Annotated in this window: 18 protein-coding genes, 1 tRNA gene and 2 rRNA genes; all 21 read right to left on the bottom strand. The window is 71.2% G+C overall.

What is annotated here, in order from left to right; all coding sequences use genetic code 11:
- Positions 1 to 28 precede the first annotated feature (28 nt).
- Complete coding sequence (locus tag QJR14_01090) at positions 29 to 1,576, bottom strand: ABC transporter ATP-binding protein (GenBank protein ID MDI3316217.1); 1,548 nt, start codon at positions 1,574 to 1,576, stop codon at positions 29 to 31.
- Positions 1,577 to 1,647: 71 nt separating this feature from the next.
- Entirely contained in the window at positions 1,648 to 2,709 is a 1,062-nt protein-coding gene (locus tag QJR14_01085; GenBank protein ID MDI3316216.1) for a BMP family ABC transporter substrate-binding protein, read from the bottom strand.
- 118 nt (positions 2,710 to 2,827) lie between these two features.
- Positions 2,828 to 3,112, bottom strand: a complete 285-nt coding sequence (gene spoVG, locus QJR14_01080; protein ID MDI3316215.1) for a septation regulator SpoVG — start codon at positions 3,110 to 3,112, stop codon at positions 2,828 to 2,830.
- A 98-nt stretch (positions 3,113 to 3,210) separates the two neighbouring features.
- Positions 3,211 to 3,354, bottom strand: coding sequence for a hypothetical protein (locus tag QJR14_01075; protein MDI3316214.1), 144 nt, complete (start codon positions 3,352 to 3,354; stop codon positions 3,211 to 3,213).
- Between the two features lie 38 nt (positions 3,355 to 3,392).
- Complete coding sequence (ilvA, locus tag QJR14_01070; protein ID MDI3316213.1) at positions 3,393 to 4,667, bottom strand: threonine ammonia-lyase; 1,275 nt, start codon at positions 4,665 to 4,667, stop codon at positions 3,393 to 3,395.
- Positions 4,654 to 5,535, bottom strand: a complete 882-nt coding sequence (gene purR, locus QJR14_01065) for a pur operon repressor (protein ID MDI3316212.1) — start codon at positions 5,533 to 5,535, stop codon at positions 4,654 to 4,656. Before purR ends, ilvA begins: the two co-directional genes overlap by 14 nt.
- Positions 5,532 to 6,290: an NTP transferase domain-containing protein gene (locus tag QJR14_01060; GenBank protein ID MDI3316211.1), complete on the bottom strand. Its 759-nt coding sequence runs from the start codon at positions 6,288 to 6,290 to the stop codon at positions 5,532 to 5,534. Before QJR14_01060 ends, purR begins: the two co-directional genes overlap by 4 nt.
- 8 nt (positions 6,291 to 6,298) lie before the next feature.
- The gene (locus QJR14_01055; protein MDI3316210.1) at positions 6,299 to 7,231 is read right to left on the bottom strand and encodes a 4-(cytidine 5'-diphospho)-2-C-methyl-D-erythritol kinase; all 933 of its coding nucleotides are present in this window, start codon (positions 7,229 to 7,231) and stop codon (positions 6,299 to 6,301) included.
- A gap of 222 nt (positions 7,232 to 7,453) precedes the next feature.
- Complete coding sequence (locus QJR14_01050; protein MDI3316209.1) at positions 7,454 to 7,732, bottom strand: Veg family protein; 279 nt, start codon at positions 7,730 to 7,732, stop codon at positions 7,454 to 7,456.
- A 113-nt stretch (positions 7,733 to 7,845) separates the two neighbouring features.
- The gene (locus QJR14_01045) at positions 7,846 to 8,319 is read right to left on the bottom strand and encodes a ribonuclease H-like YkuK family protein (protein ID MDI3316208.1); all 474 of its coding nucleotides are present in this window, start codon (positions 8,317 to 8,319) and stop codon (positions 7,846 to 7,848) included.
- Between the two features lie 67 nt (positions 8,320 to 8,386).
- On the bottom strand, positions 8,387 to 9,262 hold the full coding sequence (rsmA, locus tag QJR14_01040) for a 16S rRNA (adenine(1518)-N(6)/adenine(1519)-N(6))-dimethyltransferase RsmA (GenBank protein MDI3316207.1): 876 nt from the start codon (positions 9,260 to 9,262) through the stop codon (positions 8,387 to 8,389).
- A gap of 4 nt (positions 9,263 to 9,266) precedes the next feature.
- Positions 9,267 to 10,166 carry a TatD family hydrolase gene (locus QJR14_01035; GenBank protein ID MDI3316206.1) on the bottom strand — a complete coding sequence of 300 codons (900 nt, stop codon included), beginning with the start codon at positions 10,164 to 10,166 and terminating at the stop codon, positions 9,267 to 9,269.
- 1 nt (position 10,167) lies between these two features.
- Positions 10,168 to 12,138 carry a methionine--tRNA ligase gene (gene metG / locus QJR14_01030; protein ID MDI3316205.1) on the bottom strand — a complete coding sequence of 657 codons (1,971 nt, stop codon included), beginning with the start codon at positions 12,136 to 12,138 and terminating at the stop codon, positions 10,168 to 10,170.
- On the bottom strand, positions 12,135 to 12,842 hold the full coding sequence (gene rsmI, locus QJR14_01025) for a 16S rRNA (cytidine(1402)-2'-O)-methyltransferase (GenBank protein ID MDI3316204.1): 708 nt from the start codon (positions 12,840 to 12,842) through the stop codon (positions 12,135 to 12,137). Before rsmI ends, metG begins: the two co-directional genes overlap by 4 nt.
- Positions 12,843 to 12,845: 3 nt before the next feature.
- Positions 12,846 to 13,547 carry a regulatory iron-sulfur-containing complex subunit RicT gene (gene ricT, locus QJR14_01020; protein ID MDI3316203.1) on the bottom strand — a complete coding sequence of 234 codons (702 nt, stop codon included), beginning with the start codon at positions 13,545 to 13,547 and terminating at the stop codon, positions 12,846 to 12,848.
- A complete protein-coding gene (locus QJR14_01015) occupies positions 13,544 to 14,488 on the bottom strand; it encodes a hypothetical protein (GenBank protein MDI3316202.1) in 945 nt (314 codons plus the stop codon). Before QJR14_01015 ends, ricT begins: the two co-directional genes overlap by 4 nt.
- On the bottom strand, positions 14,463 to 14,792 hold the full coding sequence (locus QJR14_01010; protein ID MDI3316201.1) for a cyclic-di-AMP receptor: 330 nt from the start codon (positions 14,790 to 14,792) through the stop codon (positions 14,463 to 14,465). The genes QJR14_01015 and QJR14_01010 overlap by 26 nt, the downstream gene beginning before the upstream one ends.
- A complete protein-coding gene (gene tmk, locus QJR14_01005) occupies positions 14,789 to 15,595 on the bottom strand; it encodes a dTMP kinase (protein ID MDI3316200.1) in 807 nt (268 codons plus the stop codon). Before tmk ends, QJR14_01010 begins: the two co-directional genes overlap by 4 nt.
- A 2-nt stretch (positions 15,596 to 15,597) precedes the next feature.
- A tRNA-Asn gene (locus tag QJR14_01000) sits at positions 15,598 to 15,673 on the bottom strand.
- 16 nt (positions 15,674 to 15,689) lie between these two features.
- A 5S ribosomal RNA gene (rrf, locus tag QJR14_00995) occupies positions 15,690 to 15,806 on the bottom strand.
- A 93-nt stretch (positions 15,807 to 15,899) separates the two neighbouring features.
- A 23S ribosomal RNA gene (locus QJR14_00990) occupies positions 15,900 to 16,912 on the bottom strand; the annotation flags it as partial.

Raw genomic sequence — 16,912 nt, 5'->3', positions numbered from 1 at the left:
GCCGCCTGCCAGCGACGGGTCGAGCCGTTCACCGGCGGCCTCCCTCCTCGCGCTCCGGCTCGGCGGCTCGAGCCTTCCCTCCCGTCATGTAGAGGCCGACCGTCTCCCGGTCGGCTTCCTCCGAGGGGAGGACGGCCGCCAGCCGCCCGCGGTACATGACCGCCACCGTGTCGCTCAGTTGCAACACCTCGTCCAGCTCCAGCGAAACCAGGAGGATCGCCTTCCCTTCCCCGCGCAGGCGGAGGATCTGCTGGTGGACGAACTCGATGGCGCCCACGTCCAGGCCGCGCGTCGGCTGGTAGGCGATCAGGAGCTCGGGGTCCGAGCCCACCTCCCGCGCCAGGATCACCTTCTGCTGGTTGCCCCCGGAGAGAGCGCGCGCCGTCAGCCCCGGCTCCGGCGGGCGGACGTCGTAAAGCTCCAGTCGCCGCTTCGCCTCGCTCCACATCGCCCGCCGGTCGAGCCACCCGCGGTGCGCCAGCGGCGGCAGGAAGTAGCGCTTGAGCGCCAGGTTCTCCGCCAGGGTGAAGCCCATCACCAGCCCGGTCCCCACGCGGTCCTCGGGCACGTAGGCGATGCCGGCCATCGCCCGCCGCCGGGCGTCCCAGGCGGTCACTTCCTGGCCGAGGTAGCGGATCCTGCCGCCTGCCACGGGCCGCAGCCCCGCCACCGCCTCCACCAGCTCCGCCTGCCCGTTCCCCTCCACGCCCGCAATCCCGAAGACCTCGCCGGCGTGGATGGAGAAGCTGACGCCGTCCACGCCGAGCCGGCCATCCTCCCTCCGGACCGTCAGCTCTTCCACCTGCAGGACGACCGGGCCGCGCTCCACGGGCGGTCGCGCGCTGACCAGCTGGACGGCGCGGCCCACCATCAGGTGGGCCAGCTCCTGCTCGTCGGTCTCCGCCGGTCGCAAGGTGGCAACCGTACGTCCGCGGCGCATCACCGTGATCCGGTCCGCCACCCCGAGGACCTCGTCCAGCTTGTGGCTGATGAAAAGGATTGAGATGCCCTGCTGGACGAGCCCCCTCATCACCTGGAAGAGGTCGCGCGCCTCCTGGGGGGTGAGCGCCGCGGTGGGCTCGTCGAGGATGAGAATCCGGGCCTTGCGGTAGAAGGTCTTGAGGATCTCCACCCGCTGCTGCAGGCCGACCGACAGATCGCCCACCCGCGCGGCCGGATCCACCTCCATGTGATACTGCTCCGCCAGCGCCCGCACCTCGCGCTCGGCCTCGCTCCGGTCGAAGCGGAGGCCCCGCCCCGGCTCGGCGCCCAGGACCACGTTCTCGGCCACGGTGAAGACCGGTATGAGCATGAAGTGCTGGTAGACCATGCCGATGCCGGCAGCGATGGCCTCCCGCGGGCTGGCGAAGCGGACGCGCCGGCCGTCCAGCTCGATCCACCCCTCGTCCGGCTCCAGCATCCCCGAGACGATCTTCATCAGGGTGGACTTGCCGGCGCCGTTCTCGCCCAGAATCGCATGGATCTCGCCCCGCACCAGGCCGAGATCGACGCGATCGTTGGCGAGCACACCGGGAAAGCGCTTCGTGATGCCGTGCAGGTGCAGGACTTCGTCCACTCGCCATCCCACCCATGAAGCGGGGCTGCCTCCGTGGACGGCAGCCCCGCCGACCGCTGGTGCGCCGGCCGCTACTTGCCCACGGTCGCGGGCACCTGGATCTTTCCGTCGATGATCTGCTGGCGGATCTGTTCCACCTGCTGCACGATCGACTGCGGCACGGCCGCGATGGGCTTGGCGTAGCCGACACCGTCGTTCTTCAGGTCGAACCAGTGGACGCCGCTCTGGAAGGTGCCGTCCTTGACCGCCTTGATGATGTCGAAGGTGGCCACGTCGACCCGCTTCAGCGCCGAGGTGATCACGGTGTCCGGAGCCAGGTAGTTCTGGTCGGCGTCGACGCCGATGGCGTAGACCTTCTGGGCCTCCGCGGCGTTGATGACGCCGGTGCCGGTGCCCCCGGCCACGTGGAAGAGGATGTCCGCACCCTGGGCGATCTGGCTCAACGCCACCTCGCGGCCGCCCGTCGGGTCGTCGAACTTCCCCTCGTAGACCAGGTTGACCTGGATCTTCGGGTCGACCGCCTTCACCCCGGCCTGGAAGCCGGCGATGTAGGAGTCGACGGGCGGGATCTTCATCCCGCCGATGACCGCCACCTTATCCTGCCCTTTCAGGTTGGGAAGCGCATGGTTCTTCTCCGCCAGCCCCGTCAGCGCGCCGACCAGGTAGCCTGCCTGCTCGCTGCGGAACATGGCCGAGGCGACGTTGGGGATGCCGGTGATCTGGTCGTCGATGAGCAGGAACTTGGTGTTGGGGTACTGCGGAGCCACCTGCTTGACCGCATCGGTCATGAGGAAGCCGACGGCGATCACCAGGTCATAGCCTTGTTGCGCAAAGTTGGTCAGGTTGGGGACGTAGTCGGTCTGGTTGTGGGATTCGACCACCTTCCCCTGGACGCCCAGCTGCTGTATGGCGCGCTGGAGGCCCTGGTTGGCAAGGTAGTTGAAACTGTGGTCGTTGAGTCCGCCCACGTCGGTGACCAGGCCGACGCGGATCGTCTTGGTCGACGCCGTTCCATTGCCCTGAGTCTGGCCTTGCTGCGAGCCGGTTTTCGCAGCCGGAGTGCCTCCGCAGGCCGCGAGGACAAGGCTTAAAGCCAGCAGGAGCGAGACCCAACCAGGTCTTCCGCGTACCACGGCTTCCCCTCCTGAGGGCCGGGAAGGATTTCGGAGCCCGCAAGCCCGCGTCATTATACAGCCTGCCTTACGACCTGTCAGGACAGCTTTCGGGCGGTTGGGACATCGCCCGACCGCCTCACGCGGTGCCCTCGCGCAGCTCCCGGACCTCCTCCTCCGCCTGGAAGGCGGCCAGCACCGCCCCCTGAAGGCGGTCCCGCATGGCCGCCGTGATGGGGTGGGCCACGTCCAGATATTGGCCGGCCGGCGTCCGGCGGCTGGGCATGGCGATGAAGTAGCCGCGCTCCCCCTCCACGATGCGGATGTCGTGGACCACGAAGGCGTCATCGAAGGTGACGCTGGCGCTCCCGCGCACCTTGCCCTGGCCGTTGAGGCGCCGGATGCGCACCTCGGTCACTTCCACGTCGATCCCTCCTCTTGCGGGGCCTCTCCCGGTGCCGCCGGGCTCGCTCCCCGTCTGGACGAGGATTCGACATGGATCTGCCATTTCCTACCAGTTCGCTACCGTCTCAGCATCCAGACCACGAAGGCGATGGCGCCCGCCAGGACCAGGAGGCGGATCACCCAGGCGACCAGGCCCGCCAGGAAGCGGAGCGCGGCCAGGAACAGGATCGCCGCCAGAAGCAGTCCCCACCAGAGGTTCACGACCGCCTCCCCCCTTCCGCCCCCGCGGCGCCGCCCTCTCAGCCCTGCAGGTCGTAACCGGCGGCCGTCAGGCGGCTCTCCACCTCGGTCCCGTGCGCCGCGTCCCGCAGCTCCAGCGTCACCGTCACCCGGGTCCGGCCCACCGGGATGCGGGCGTCGATCCGGTCGTGGACCACGTCCAGGACGTTGGCGCCCGCCTCCGCCACCACGTGCAGGAAGCGCTCGAGCGCCCCGGGGCGGTCGTCCAGGAGCGCGCTCCAGCGCGCCACCCGCCCCTCCTCGTAGAGGCCCCGGTCGATGATGCGGGCGATCCGGTTGACGTCGATGTTGCCGCCGCTGACCACCAGCACCACCCGCCGCGCACCGGCGCGAAGCCGCTCCTGTCCCGCCAGGGCGGCCAGCGTCACCGCGCCGGCACCCTCCACCACCAGCCGTTCCCGCTCCAGGTAATGGAGGATCGCGCGGGCGATCTCCTCCTCGCCCACCAGGACGATGTCGTCCAGTAGCCGCTCCAGGATGGAGAGCGTCCGCTCGCTGGGCCGCTTGACCGCCAGCCCGTCGGCCAGGGTGGGCGCGTGACCCCGCCGGGGGGCGTCGGCCTGCTCCGGGGCCTTCCCCGTCTCGGTCGCCGCCCGGCGGCGTCGGAGCGCGTCGTAGGCGGCGGGCACGGCAGCCGACTGGACGCCGATGACGCGGATCGAGGGATTGCTCGCCTTGAGCGCGAGGGCGACGCCCGAGGCGAGGCCGCCGCCGCCGACGGGGACCAGCACCGTATCCACGTCCGGCATCTCTTCGGCGATCTCCAGTCCGACCGTGCCCTGGCCGGCGATCACCCAGGGGTCGTCGAAGGCGTGGATCAGCGTGGCGCCGCTGCTCTCGGCGACCTGGACGGCCCAGGCGAACGCCTCGTCGAAGCTCTCGCCGTAGAGGACGACACGGGCGCCGTATCGCTCGGTGGCCGAACGCTTGGTGATGGGCGCGTCGACGGGCATGACGATGGTGGCCGGGATGCCCAGCGCCGCCGCGGCAAAGGCGACGCCCTGGGCGTGGTTCCCCGCCGAGGCGGCGACCACCCCGCGGCGGCGCTCTTCCTCGCTCAGACCGAGGATGCGGGCGTAGGCGCCGCGCACCTTGAAGGAGCCGGTCCGCTGGAGGCACTCCGCCTTGAGGAAGACCTCGACCCCGTACCGCTCCGACAGGATCGGCGAGCGCAGGAGCGGCGTCCGCTCCGCCACGCCCTGCAGCCTCTCCGCCGCCTGGCGGATCAGCGCCGGCGTCGGTTCCGGCTCCACGCCGCGCTCAGGCCTCTCCATGCCGCCTCTCCCCTTCTCCGCCGGGGCCCCCTGGCGCCAGTGGGCGGACCTCGACCCGCCCGGCGCCCTCGTCCACCTGGCCCACCTCCACCAGCGCCGTGTACTCGTCCACGCGCTTCACCTCCGGTAGCCGGGTGGCGGCCAGGACGCCCACGCCGGCCACCTCGCAGTCGAACTCGTGGAGGAGCTGGCGGATGCCGAGCACCGTCCCGCCGCCGCGCAGGAAGTCGTCCACCACCAGCGCCCGCCGCGCGCCCACCAGCGCCCGGCGCGCCAGCGACATGGTCTGGATGCGCGGTCCCGAGCCGGAGAGATAGTTGACGCTGACCGAGGAGCCTTCGCTCACCCGGGAGCCGTGGCGGATCACCACCAGCGGCAGGTGGAGCGCCCGGGCGGTCATCAGCCCCAGCGGGATCCCCTTGGTCTCGATGGTGACCACCCGGTCGGCACCGGCCTCCCGGAAGCGATGGGCCAGGATCCAGCCGATCCGGTCCGCCCAGGCCGGATCGAAGATGATGTCGCTCATGTAGAGGTATCCGCCGGGCAGGATCCGCTCCGGATCGGCGAGGAGGCGGGCCAGCTCGTGCAGCCAGGCTTCCTCCAGCGCGGGCGCCAGCTCGGGGCGGAAGCGGAGGCCACCCGTGGCTCCGCTCACGGTCTCCAGCCGGCCGACGCCCAGCGAGCGGAGCGTCGCGTCGATGATGGCGGCGTCCTCGCTGAGCGAGGACTTGGCCACCCCCAGCTCCTCGCCCAGCCGCGAGAGCGAGATCAGCCGGGAGGGGTTCTCCGTGAACTGCCATGTCAGCGCCACCAGACGCCGGCTGCGCCGCGGATGATCCAACCCCCGGGCACCTTCCTCCCGGCTCAAGCCCGCGCCCTCCTGGCCAGATGCTCCTCGGCCAGCTGCCAGTCCGCGACCTTGTCGACGTCGATGCCGACCTCCGGATCCGGCGAGACCACCGCCACGCCCCGCGCCCCGCCCAGTCGCTTGGAGAAGTAGGCTTCCAGCTCCGGCAGGCTCATGGAGCGGGTGAGCAGGCGGAAGATCATGCCCGGCCCGAACAGGCCGGCCAGGCGGAGCGGGTTCTTGCGCGCATCGTAGAGGCGCTGGACGTTCTCGATCACCTGCGGCATCACCCACGGCCGCGCCAGGAAGAGGTTCCCCATGGTGACCGGCCCTTCCCGCAGGGGTACATAGGTCCGGTGCACCCCCGGATAGGCGCGCTCGCAGACCTGCCGGAGCACCACGGTCGCCGCCAGGTCGGCGTCTTCCTCCGCGGCCGCGGCCACGAAGCGGTCGACCATCGGCGCGGTGATCAGCGGGATGTCGGCCGTGGCGAAGAGGAGCCGGTCGTCGGCCTCCAGGCCTTCCAGCGAACGGAGCATGGTGCCGGCGAAGGTGGCGCCGGGCTCGCGCAGCTCGGCCTTCCCCTCCAGCAGCGGAGCCAGGCTCGACGGCCCCATGACGCGGACGCCGGTCACCCACTCGGACTGGCGGAGCGCGTCCACCACCCAGAGCACCATGGGCCTCCCCGCCACGGGCACCTCGGCCTCGAACGCCACCTCCGCCACCTCGCGCAACGGCCCCGTGTTGGGGCCGCCCGCCAAGACGATGGCATGCAACACTCGGCTCACCCTTTCGCCGGCCTGCCGGCCTGGATGCCGATCCTCGCCCCTCGTTCCCGCGATCCCTCGCGGACGACGACGCCGCTCCGGGCGAAGCGGGTGCGGAAGATGCGCGCCCCCTCCCGGCGGGCCAGGCGTTCCAGCTCCTCGGTCTCGGAGCGGTCGACCGGCAGGGCGAAGAGCGTCGGACCGCTTCCGCTCATGCCGGCCAGGGGCGTCACCTGGCGCCAGCTCCGCAGGAGCCGGCGCAGCCCCGGCGAGCGGCGCGCCGCGGGCTCGAGGAGATCGTTATGGAGCAGACCGGCCAGCGATCGCCGGTCGCCCGGCCGGATCCGCCCCAGCCGCCGGTGCGGGTCGGGGTGGAGACAGGAGGCGTCGCCGGCCGCCAGCTCGTCCCATCCCGCATAGATCTGGCCGGTCAGCAGCGGGGGATCGGGGACGGCCAGCAGCACCTCCAGATCCCCGAGGAAGGGGAGCGGCACCACTTCCTCGCCGGTGGCGGCGACGTAGGCGCTGCCGCCCACCAGGGCGAACGGGACGTCCGAGCCCACGCGCCGCCCCACCGCCGACAGCTCCGCCCCCGTCAGGCCGAGCTCGTAGATCCGATCCGCCGCCCGAAGCAGGGCGGCGGCGTCGGCGCTGGCGCCACCGAGCCCCGCCGCCGCCGGTATCTCCTTCTCCAGCCGTATGGCCAGGGGAAGCGGTCGTCCGACCCGGGCCTCCAGCTCGCGGAGCGCCTTGCAGACCAGGTTGGAGCCGTCGGCCAGCCCTGCCTCGCTCACCCAGAGCGAGGTCTCGTCGGCCTTCTCGATCTCCAGCCGGTCCGAGAGGAGCAGCGACTGCATCACCGAGGTGATGGCGTGGACGTCGCCCACCCGGCCCACGACGTGCAAGGAGAGGTTCAGCTTGGCCCTGGCATCCAGGCGGATGGTCGACACCCTTCCTCGGCGCTCGTTCGCGGAGGCTCCGACGGCCTCCGGCCCACAGAGAGGATGGGCGTTCCGGGCGGACGGCGTCAAGCCGGGGCCGTCCCGTCCGGCCGCCCCCTTCCGGCGTCACAAAAAAAGACCGGCCACGCCTCTTCGTGACCGGTTCCATGGCTTCCACGAGATCCCTTCCGGTGCCGCGAGACTCCCTCGCGCCGCTCCGCCGGGGAGGCCTCAGAGGGTACCGGAAGGTACCAGCACCTGCTCGCCCTCGCGGTCCAGGAGGTGGAGCTCCACCTCGCAGGTCAGGATGTCCTGGTACGTGTACGAGACGTGTCGCCCTTCGCTGCCCTGTTCCAGCCGGATCACGAAGAGACTCGAGTAGGTGCTCTCCAGCGTTCCCTCGCGCTCGACGAACTTCCGGCGGCCTTTGTTGGCCCGGACCCGGACCCGTTCGCCGAGATGCGCCTCCAGAACGCGCCGGATCTGGAGCATCTCCTTCTGGCCCGCCACGCTGCCGCCCACCCCTCTCCGTCCATACGATGAAAATCTACCACGAAAGGGGCTCGGCGTCAAAGGCATGGTATTATAGGAGGCCGGCGCTTATCCGTCAACAGCCGCCAACCTCACTTCGTGTACTTGTCGGCGACGCTGGAGGCGCCAAAGGAGTCCGGCTTGATGCGGGCGCCGAATCCGCTCCCGGTGACCATGCCGACGATCTCCCGGATCAGGTCCTTGGTGTCGCCATGGGAGCCGATGTCGAGGTGGATCTCCACGTTCATGCGGGCGTGGCCGTTCTCCGAGAGCGCCTCGGCCAACCTGCCCGCCACCTGCAGGCTGAGGGAGGCCTCGTAGAGGATCCGCTGGCGCAGGCTCTCCGACCTCCGCCGTACCCGTTTCTCATAAAAATATCGCCCACCCTTTCCCCGGCGGTGGACGACGATGGCGGTCACATAGACCACATCGTGGCTGCGAAGCTGCGAGTCGCTGCCTACGATGAGGGTGTACTCCGACTCCGGATCCTCCTCGAGGAAGCGGACAATCTCCTGGAAAACCCCATCGAAGTCGAGCGCTCCCCGAGTCGGGCTGAAGAAGGTCATCTCGGTCTCCGGCGCCCTCGCCGGCCACCCCTCTTCGGGCCGCTGCGTGCCGCTTGGCATGCTTCGATTATAGCTCTCCGGCCTCCACCACCCGGGCGAGGCGCTCGAAGTCGGCCACGTCCAGCTCTTCCGCCCGCACGGCGGGGTCGAGCCCGGCTCGCCGGCAGAGCCGTTCCACCTCCGGCCGTCCCAACCCGCCTCGCGGACCCCGCCAGCCCTTCAGGCCGTTCTCCAGCGTCTTGCGCCGGTGGGCGAAAGCGACGCGGACCAGCGACTCGAAGGGCTCCCGTGGCGGTCGCGGCCGGATCGGCCAGAGGCGGATCAGCGCCGACTCCACCTCCGGTTCGGGCCAGAAGGAGGCGGGAGAGACCCGGAGCAGCCGCTCCACGCGCGCATAGCGCCGGGTCAGGAGCGTCAGCGCCCCGTAGGCCTCCGTCCCGGGAGGCGCCGTCAGCCGGTCGGCGAACTCGCGCTGCACGAGGAGGACCAGCCGCTCCCACGCCGGTTCGTCCGCCGTCACCAGGTCCCGGACCAGCGGCCCGGAGATGGCGTAGGGCAGGTTGGAGACCACCAGCGCGCGCTCCACCGGTCCGAACGTCGCCCGCCAGGCCGACCGCCAGTCCAGGCGGAGCACGTCGCCCACGAGCAGGTGAAACGCCGGCTGGCCGGCCAGGGCCTGCGACAGCCAGCCGGCCAGGCGGCGGTCCCGCTCCACCGCCAGCAACCGGCAGCCCGCCTCGAGCAGGGCGGCCGACAGCGTCCCGGTTCCCGGCCCCACCTCCAGCACCGCGTCGCCCGCGTGGAGCTCGGCGGCCTCCACCGCGGAGCGGAGGACACGCGCGTCGACCAGGAAGTTCTGCCCCAGCCGGCGGTCCGGGCGCACCCCCAGCTCGGCCAGCAGGGCCTTGAGCGCTCGCGGGGAGGTGCCCGGCAGCCGGTTCATCCTCTCACCCAGCGGGCCCGCCCCGCACCGGTCTCTCCGGCAACGGTGCGCCGTACAGCCTGGCCAGGCCGGTCCAGGCGGCACGGAGGAGCTCCGCGGCCGGCTCGCCCCGCAGCTCGGCCACCGCCGCCACGGTCCAGGCCACGTGGGCCGGCTCGTTCCGCCTTCCGCGGAGCGGATGCGGCGCGAGGTAGGGCGAGTCCGTCTCGTAAAGCAGCCGCTCCGCCGGCGCCTCGCGGATCGCCTGGCGGAGGGCGTCCGCCCGCCGGAAGGTGACCATACCGGAGACGCCGAGGAAGAGCCCCCGCCCCAGGTAGGCCTCTGCCTCGCCGGGGCCGCCCGAGAAGGAGTGGATCACCCCTCCCCGGGGCGGCAGGCCGGTCTGGTCCAGGATGGCCAGGAGATCGGCGTGCGCCTCCCGCTCGTGGAGGACCACCGGCAAATCCAGCTCCCGTGCCAGCTCCAGCTGCCTTCGGAGCGCCTCCCGCTGTACCGGTCGCGGCGACCGATCGTAATGATAGTCGAGGCCGATCTCGCCGATGGCGACGGCGCCCCGGCGTGCCAGTCCCCGCAGCCGCTCCGGCCAGTCCGGCGGGGCACCGGCCGCCTCGTGCGGGTGGACCCCCACGGCTACCTCCACCCGGACGCCCGCCGCCTCGCCGCGCCGCGCCAGCGCCCGCTGGGAGTCCTCGAGCGAGGTGCCGCTGTCGAGGATCCAGAGGAGCCCGGCCTGCCGGGCCCGCTCCAGCACCGCCTGCCGCTCGCCGGCCAACGCCGGGTCGGCGAGGTGCGCGTGGGCGTCGAAGAGCGGCCCCCTGGCCGGCGCCCCCGCCTCCAGCCGGCCGCCGGCGAACGGGTCGGCCTCCCTCCCCGCCTCGCCGCGCCTCCGGGACGGCTCAGGCACCCTACTTCACCCGTGTGCCGGGTTCTACGGGATGCTCCGGCGCCACCAGGGCGAGCTCGCCCTCGCCGCTGGCGGCCAGGATCATGCCCTGGGACTCCACGCCCCGCAACCGCGCCGGCTTCAGATTGGCGACGAAGACCACCTGCCTCCCGACCAGCTCCTCCGGGCGGTAGTGCTCGGCCACCCCCGCCACCACCTGTCGCCGCCCCAGCTCTCCCGCCGACAGGACCAGCCTGAGCAGCCGGTCGGCGCCGGGGATCCTCTCGGCCTCCTCGATCCGCGCCACCCGCAGATCCAGCTGGCGGAAGGTCTCGACGTCGACCAGCCCGGCCGCCGCGGGAGCCTCGTCCCGGGCAGCGGCGGCCAGCGTGCCCCGCTGGGGCTGGGGCGACGGAGCCGCGGCGCCGGCGCCGGCGGAGGGCGGCTCCAGGCGGGGGAAGAGCGCCGATCCGCGCCGGATGGGGGTCCCCGCCCGGAGCCCGCCCCACTCTGCCGCCGACCAGCCGCTCCGGGGCGAGCCCTCGGCTCCCAGCTGCTCCCAGATCCGCTCCGGCGCCTGGACCAGGAAGGGCGAGACCAGCACCGCCGAGACCCGCAACACTTCGGCCACGTCGTAGAGGACCGCCTCCAGCCTCGCCCGCTGCTCCGGATGCCGGGCCAACTCCCAGGGCGCCTGCTCGTCCAGGTACTTGTTCGCGCGTCGAACGGGTTCGAGCGCCGCCTGCGCCGCCTCGCGCAGGGCGAGCCGCTCCATCGCCTGGGTGTAGGCTTCCTTGGCCGCGGCGGCGGCCTTGCGCAGGACGCCGTCGCTCGCCTCCGGCGAGGGGATCCGGCCCGCCGCGTAGCGGTCGATCATGGCCGTCACCCGCGAGAGAAGGTTGCCCAGGTCGTTGGCCAGGTCGGCGTTGACCCGGTGGATGAAGGTCTCCTCGGTGAAGTCGCCGTCCTCGCCGAAGGGCGTCTCCGCGCAGAGGAACCAGCGGACCGGGTCGACGCCGTACTTGTCCAGGAGATCGGCAGGGGCGATCACGTTGCCGCTCGACTTGGAGAGCTTGGAGCCGCGGTAATTGAGGAAGCCGTGGACGAAGACCTTCCTCGGCAGCTCCAGGCCGGCCGCCATCAGCATGGCGGGCCAGATGATGGCGTGGAAGCGGCTGATGTCCTTGCCGACGAGGTGGACGTCGGCCGGCCAGTAGCGGCGGAAGCGCTCGGGATCGCTCCCGTAGCCGATCCCCGAGATGTAGCTGGCCAGCGCGTCGAACCAGACGTAGACCACCTGGGAGGGATCCCAGGGGATCGGGATGCCCCACTCCATATGGGCCCGGCTGATGCTGATGTCCTCGAGGCCGCCGCGCAGGACCGCCAGCACCTCGTTCCGCCGCGTCTCGGGCTGGACGAAGTCCGGGTGGCTCTCGATGTGCCGCAGGATCCGGTCGCGGAAGGCGGACAGCCTGAAGAAGTAGTTCTCTTCCTCGATGTACTCGGCCGGCCTGCCGTGGACGGGGCAGAGGTGCTCCGCGTCCAGGTCCTTCTCGGTGTAAAAGGCTTCGCAGCTTGGGCAGTACCAGCCGGCGTAGCGGCCCTTGTAGACGTAGCCGTTCTCGTAGATGGCGCGCGCCAGCTCCTGCACCGCCCGGACGTGCCGCTCCCCGCTGGTCTGCATGAACTCGTCCAGCTGGAGGCCGAGCCGCTCGTAGGTCTCCTGGAAAACCCGGTGCATCCGGTCGCAGTATTCTTTCGGCTCCAGTCCCTGGGCCCGCGCGCTCTTGAGGACGTTGACGCTGTGCTCGTCGTTGCCGCCCAGGAAGAAGCCGTCCTCGCCGCGCAGCCGGTGGTAGCGGACGAGGGCGTCGCCCGCCACCTTCTCGTAGGCGTGACCCAGGTGGGGGGCCGAGTTGGAGTAGTCGATGGCCACCGTCAGATAGAAGGAAGGCCTGCTGCCTTCCCGGGCTGCCGCTTCCCCTCTGCTCACGCGTTCCCCTCCTCGGCGACGCGCCGCCGGCCGGCCCCCTCCACCAGGAGGACGTGCTCCCCGCGGGGCCTGCCTTCCGTCGCCAGGTGAGCGAGCTCGTCCAGCCGGCCGCGGCGGAACTCTTCGAAAGCCTTGGTCAACTCCCGGGCCACCACCGCTCGCCGCTCGCCGCCGAAGATCTCCCGCATCTCCGCCAGCGTGCGCGCCACCCTCTCCGGCGCCTCGTACAGGATGACGGTCCTGGGCTCGGCGGCCAGCTGCTCGAGCCAGCGCCGGCGCGGCCCCACCCGCCGGGGCGGAAAGCCGGCAAAGGTGAAGGCGTCGGTGGGCAGCCCGGAGGCGCTCAGCGCCGCCACCGCCGCCATGGCGCCCGGCACCGGTGACACCCGCACCCCTCGCTCCGCGGCCAGACGGATCAGGCGATAGCCTGGGTCGGAGAGGGCGGGCGTCCCGGCGTCGCTGACCAGCGCCAGCTCCTCGCCCGCCTCCAGCCAGGCCAGCGCCTCCCCGGCCCGCTGGCGCTCGTTGTGCTCATGATAGCTTACCAGCGGCTTCCGGATCCGGTAGTGCCGGAGCAGGAGTGCCGTGTGGCGCGTGTCCTCGGCGAGGATGCGGTCGACCGCCCTCAGCACCCGGAGCGCGCGAAGGGTGATATCCTCCAGGTGGCCGATGGGCGTGGCCACGACATAAAGCGTACCGGCCAAAGGCTACCCCACTCCCGTCAGGAGCTCGCCCTTGGCGTCGGCTTCGCCGCCGCCCTGGTTGCCGCCGGTCCACTCGTACCGGAGGCAGCACTTGAGGCGGCCGCAGAGCCCCGAGAGCGACTCGGGGTTGAGCGCCAGCGCCTGGGCCTTGGCCATCCGCACCGTGACGGTGTTGAACTCCCTCAGGAAGCTGGTGCAGCAGAGGATCCGCCCGCAGGGACCGATGCCGCCCAGCAACCGCGCTGCATCCCGCGGACCGACCTGGCGCAGCTCGATCCGGGTGCGAAAGCGGGTGGCCAGCTGGCGGACCAGGTGGCGGAAGTCCACCCTCTCCGGAGCGGTGAAGGAGAAGAGGAGGTGCGACCGGTCGAGATTGTAGCGGGCATCCACCAGGTGCATGGCCAGGCCTTCCTCCTCGATCAGTTCGGCGCAGGTGGAGAAGGCCTCGTCGGCCAGCCGCCGGTTCTCCGCATCGGCCTCCAGGTCGCTCGCGGTCGCCAGGCGGACCACCCGCGGGAGCCCCTCGCCCTCCGCGGCGGGAACCCACCGGCCCCGTCGCACCACCCGGGCCAGCTCCTCCCCGCGCTCGCCGGCCACCACCACCGCCGTCTCCAGCACCGGCTCCAGCTCGCCGGCGGTCACCTCCGCCACCGGTCCGGCCAAGCGGAAACGGACACCGATCACCCGCACCCGTTCCTCGTTCAACTCCAGACACCTCCATCGGCCCGCCCGCGGCCCGAAGCCCGCATCCCGGTTGACGTTGCAGGATCGGCGTCGACGAGGAGCCGCCGCAACTCGAGGAAGAGCACGTCCAACACCAGTTCCAGCCCCACGTTGGCGCGGACCGCCTGCTGCGCCCGGGCCACGGCGCGCGCGGCGGCCAGCCGGCGGGACGGGCCCAGCACTCGCAGCCGCGCCGGCCAGCCCGCCTCCGCCCCACCCGGCGACGGCTCTCGAAAGCTGGCGGCCAGCACCTCTTCCAGGGCGCCCAGGCCCTGCTCGATCTCCTCCCGGCTCGACCCCGCCGCCTCCCGCGCCGCCTGCCAGATCTCCAGGGAGCCGGGGGAGAGGATCGCCTCCAGCCAGGCCGCCTCCGGCGAGCCTCCCGCCGGCGGCCGCCGACCGCCGTCATCCGCCCGGTCACGCGCCTCGCTTCCGGGCTCGATCCGGCGTTCGCCGCAGCGCGAGCGGACGGTCGGCAGGAGGCGGTCCGGCAGCGCGCTGGCCAGGAGCAGCAGCGCGTCGCCGGGCGGCTCCTCCAGCACCTTGAGCAGCGCATTCTGAGCGGCGGGGCTCAGCCGGTCCGCCTGGCGGAAGAGCGCCACCCGCCGCGCAGCGATCAGAGGCTGCAGGGAGAGCCAGCGGATGACCCGGTGGACCTCGTCGATGCCCACGCTGCCGGTCCGCGGCGGCTCCACCACCAGCCAGTCGGGATGTGCTCCTTCCTCCAGCCGGCGGCAGGAAGCGCAACGACCGCATCCCTCACCCCGTTCGCAGAGGGCGCGCTGCGTCTGCGCGCGGGCGGCACGCTCCGTCGCCTCCTCGGGGCCGACCAGGAGCAGCGCGTGCGGCCGCGGCCGCGCCGCCGGGGCGCCGCCACCGGAGCCGGGACCGCCGCCGCTAGAATTTCGCGAAGTGTTCGACATCGAGGACGAAGACCGTGGCGCCGCCGACCGTCACCTCGACCGGGTAGGTCATGTAGCTCTCCACCTGGCCGGCCGCGGGCGGCATGGGATTGACCATCTGCTGGCGCGACTGGCAGACCTCCCCGATCAGGTGGAGCACCTCCTCCACCTCGTCGTCTTCCACGCCGATCAGCAGGGTGGTGTTCCCTTCGCGCAGGAAGCCCCCGGTGCTCGCCAGCTTGGTCGCCGAGTGCCCGCGGTCGACCAGCGCGCTCAGGAGCCGCCCCGAGTCCTTGTCCTGTACCACGGCGATCACCAGCTTCACGCTTCCCCACCCCGCTCCCCGCGAGAACACCAGAGCCGCCAAGCGTCCTCGAGAATGATGGCGTGCAGCCGCTCCACCGGCTCCTCCGCCGCCAGCACCAGGAACCGCCCCGTCTCGGCCCGCGCCAGCCGGCGGTAGCCCTCCCGCACGCGCTGATGGTACTCCAAGCCCCGCGCCTCGATACGGTCCCGCACGGGATGCTCCGACTCGTGCCGCTCCAGCCCGACCTCCGGATCCAGGTCGAGGAGGTAGGTGCGATCGGGCTTCCTTCCCGCCGTCGCCCATCCGTTGGCACTCTCCACCAGCTCGATCGGCTCCCCCAGGCCGAAGGCCTGGTAGGCCAGGGTGGAATCGGCGAAGCGGTCCGCGACGACGCACCGCCCTGCGGCGAGCGCGGGCAGGATCCGCTCCCGCACCAGCTGTGCCCGCGCCGCCAGGTAGAGGAGCGCCTCCGCGGCCGGCACCAGCGGCGTCTCGCGCCGCTCCAGGAGGACAGCCCGCACCGCCTCGCCCAGCGCCGTCCCGCCCGGCTCCCGCACCAGCTCCACCGGAACGCCCCGGGCCGCCAGCGCGTCCGCCAGGCGAGCCGCCTGGGTCGACTTGCCGGCGCCCTCGCCGCCCTCGAAGCTCAGAAAGAGCCCTTGGATCGTTCCTTCCTCCCCGCGTAAGGTATCAGAACGGCGGCGCGCCGGCGACTCGACCTGCTCTCCCGCCCGCGCGCTCGGCGCCGGCGCCCCCCTGCCGAGGCCGGACAGACCGAAAGCAAAAGCCCGCGAACTCCGGGGAGTTCGCGGGCCCTCCATCTTGGCTCCTGGTGCAGGACTCGAACCTGCAACCCTCCGGTTAACAGCCGGATGCTCTACCAGTTGAGCTAACCAGGAACGAAGAGCGAACCGGTTCCGGCAGCGACCTACTCTCCCGGGCGGTGGCCCGCCCAGTACCATTGGCGCTGGAAGGTTTCACGGCCGTGTTCGGCATGGGAACGGGTGGGACCCTTCCGCTCTCACCACCGGAGCCGGTCCAAAGGATCGCACAGAAGAGAAGAGTTGGCGCGGGAGGCGAGCGCGTGGAGGATGCGCACGGGCCGTCCGGGAAGGACGAACGGGGTGGGTCAAGCTTTCGACCGATTCGTACCGGTCAGCTGAGCACGTTGCCGTGCGTACACCTCCGGCCGATCGACCTGGTGGTCTTCCAGGGGTCTTACTCCTCATGGAGCGGAGACCTCATCTTGGGGCCGGCTTCGCGCTTAGATGCTTTCAGCGCTTCTCCGTGCCGGACATGGCTACCCAGCGATGCCCCGGGCGGGACAACTGGGACACCAGCGGTCCGTCTCCCCCGGTCCTCTCGTACTAGGGGGAGCTCCCCTCAAGTCTCCAACGCCCGCGGTGGATAGGGACCAAACTGTCTCACGACGTTTTGAACCCAGCTCACGTACCGCTTTAATGGGCGAACAGCCCAACCCTTGGGACCGACTCCAGCCCCAGGATGCGATGAGCCGACATCGAGGTGCCAAACCTCCCCGTCGATGTGGACTCTTGGGGGAGATCAGCCTGTTATCCCCGGGGTAGCTTTTATCCGTTGAGCGACGGCCCTTCCACTCAGTGCCGCCGGATCACTAAGCCCGACTTTCGTCCCTGCTCGAGACGTCCCTCTCGCAGTCAAGCTCCCTTGTGCCTTTGCACTCGCCGCGCGATGTCCATCCGCGCTGAGGGAACCTTTGGGCGCCTCCGTTACCTTTTGGGAGGCGACCGCCCCAGTCAAACTGCCCACCTGACACTGTCCCCCGACCGGTTCACGGCCGCAGGTTAGAAGATCAATCCGCCAAGGGTGGTATCCCAACGCCGGCTCCCCCCGGGCTGGCGCCCGGAGTTCTCCGCCTCCCACCTATCCTGTACATGACCGACCCATCTCCCATATCAGGCTGCAGTCAAGCTCCACGGGGTCTTTCCGTCTAGCCGCGGGTACCCTGCATCTTCACAGGGACTACAATTTCACCGGGTCTCTCGTTGAGACAGCGCCCAAGTCGTTACGCCTTTCGTGCGGGTCGGAACTTACCCGACAAGGAATTTCGCTACCTTAGGACCGTTATAGTTACGGCCGCCGTTTACTGGGGCTTCGGT

This window comes from Bacillota bacterium (assembly GCA_029961055.1).
In the GTDB taxonomy this organism is placed as follows: domain Bacteria; phylum Bacillota; class Sulfobacillia; order JAIMAT01; family JAIMAT01; genus JAIMAT01.
Note: the sequence above shows the minus strand (reverse complement) of the source record. Positions and strands in the feature narration are given on the sequence as shown.